We start from the raw sequence: 1,473 nt of genomic DNA, 5'->3' as shown, positions 1-1,473 counted from the left end.
GGGGTGCTGCGCGACGGTGTCGAGCCGCTGGAAGCATCGCCCGAAGCGCTGGCCGAACCCCCTGAATCCGAGCCGCAAGCTGTCCCGGCGACCGGCTCTCCTCCATCGTCGCAAAGCCAGGGGTGACCGGCGCGGGCTTCGCGCCGATGCCTGCTTCCCGCAGGTCCATTCCGGCCCGGACCATTGCTGTGCCTTGGCTGCTGACCGCTCACCGCTGACCGTTCTTCGCGGGCCTGCGCACCGGAGCCGCTGTGCCGCATCGTCCATCCTTCCCTTGAGCGCCGAAGTGCGCCCGGCCGCCGTGGCCAGGCCCGCATGCGCGTGGCACCGCGCAATGCCGCGACATTCTTGCGACATGCCGTCCGTACGCTGCGATGGCTGCCCACCCGGGCGAACGATTCCGGTCGGTACCGGCCTCTCGTTCCCGGTGCGCGGCGCATCTTTGGAACCCTTCAGCACTTCTGGCGCTTATGAACACCTCTTGCTCCGTCCTGGCCTGCCTCCTCACCCTGCCCATGCTTGCCACGGCGCAGACCGCATCGCAATCCGAGTCGCCCTCGTCCCCGCGCTGGGGCCTGGGCCTGGGGCTCATGGTCAAGGACAGCCCCTATGCCGGCGAAGGCACCAAGACCACCGCGTTGCCGCTGATCCGCTATGAAGGCGAACGGTTTTACTTTCGCGGGCTGACCGCCGGCGCGCATCTGATGCACAGCAAGGGCTTCAGCCTGGATGCCATCGCCTCGCTACGCACCGACGGCATCTCGGCCAAGGACTTCGGCGTGCAGGAACTGGCGCGCAACGGCATCAACCGCAGCCTGCTGGAGGACCGGGATAACGGCCTGGACCTGGGCGTGGCCGCGTCCTGGCGCGGCGCGGCCGGCGAGTTCGAGCTGACCGCCAAGGCCGACGTGACGGGCGCGAGCGAAGGGTTCGAGCTGAGTGCCAGGTACGGCTACGGCTTCCAGCTCGGCCGGGGGCGCCTCACCCCCAGCATCAGCGTGAGCCATCTGTCCAAGGACATGGCCAACTACTACTACGGCACCTTGAACGAAGAAGTGGCGCGGGGCGTGGTCGATTACAAGCCCGGTGCGGCGACGATCCCCAAGCTGGGCCTGACCTACGTGCACCCGATCGGCCAGCACTGGCAGTTCATGACGGCGCTGCAATACAAGGTGCTGCCCAAGAAGATCACGAACAGCCCGCTCCTGAAGGCCGGCACGAACGGCGAAGGGTCGGTGATGTTCGGCCTGTCCAGGAGCTTCTGATGCGCGGCGGTCCGGAACGACAGGCATCGGTGCCTTCCGTGGGGACGGGCGCGACCGTGGGCGGCGCCGCGAATGCGATCAGGCCGGCCTCCCCGGTCGGGAGCTGGCTGCTGGCCAAGGCGTATATGTCCGTGTACGGTCACGGCAGCCCGCGCACGGCGGGCCGTGGCGAGCAGGCGCCGGACCCGCTGGCCGGGGCAGCGGCCAG

The 1,473-nt window shown here is 68.8% G+C and carries 1 protein-coding gene; it reads left to right on the top strand.

Translation table 11 applies throughout. The annotated features are described in order from the left end of the window. The first annotated feature begins 515 nt into the window (after positions 1 to 515). Positions 516 to 1,265, top strand: a complete 750-nt coding sequence (locus tag AC27IQ_RS24465) for a MipA/OmpV family protein (RefSeq protein ID WP_487091130.1) — start codon at positions 516 to 518, stop codon at positions 1,263 to 1,265. The last annotated feature ends 208 nt before the right edge of the window (positions 1,266 to 1,473 follow it).

Source organism: Acidovorax sp. KPB24-07, assembly GCF_057543315.1.
Note: the sequence above shows the minus strand (reverse complement) of the source record. Positions and strands in the feature narration are given on the sequence as shown.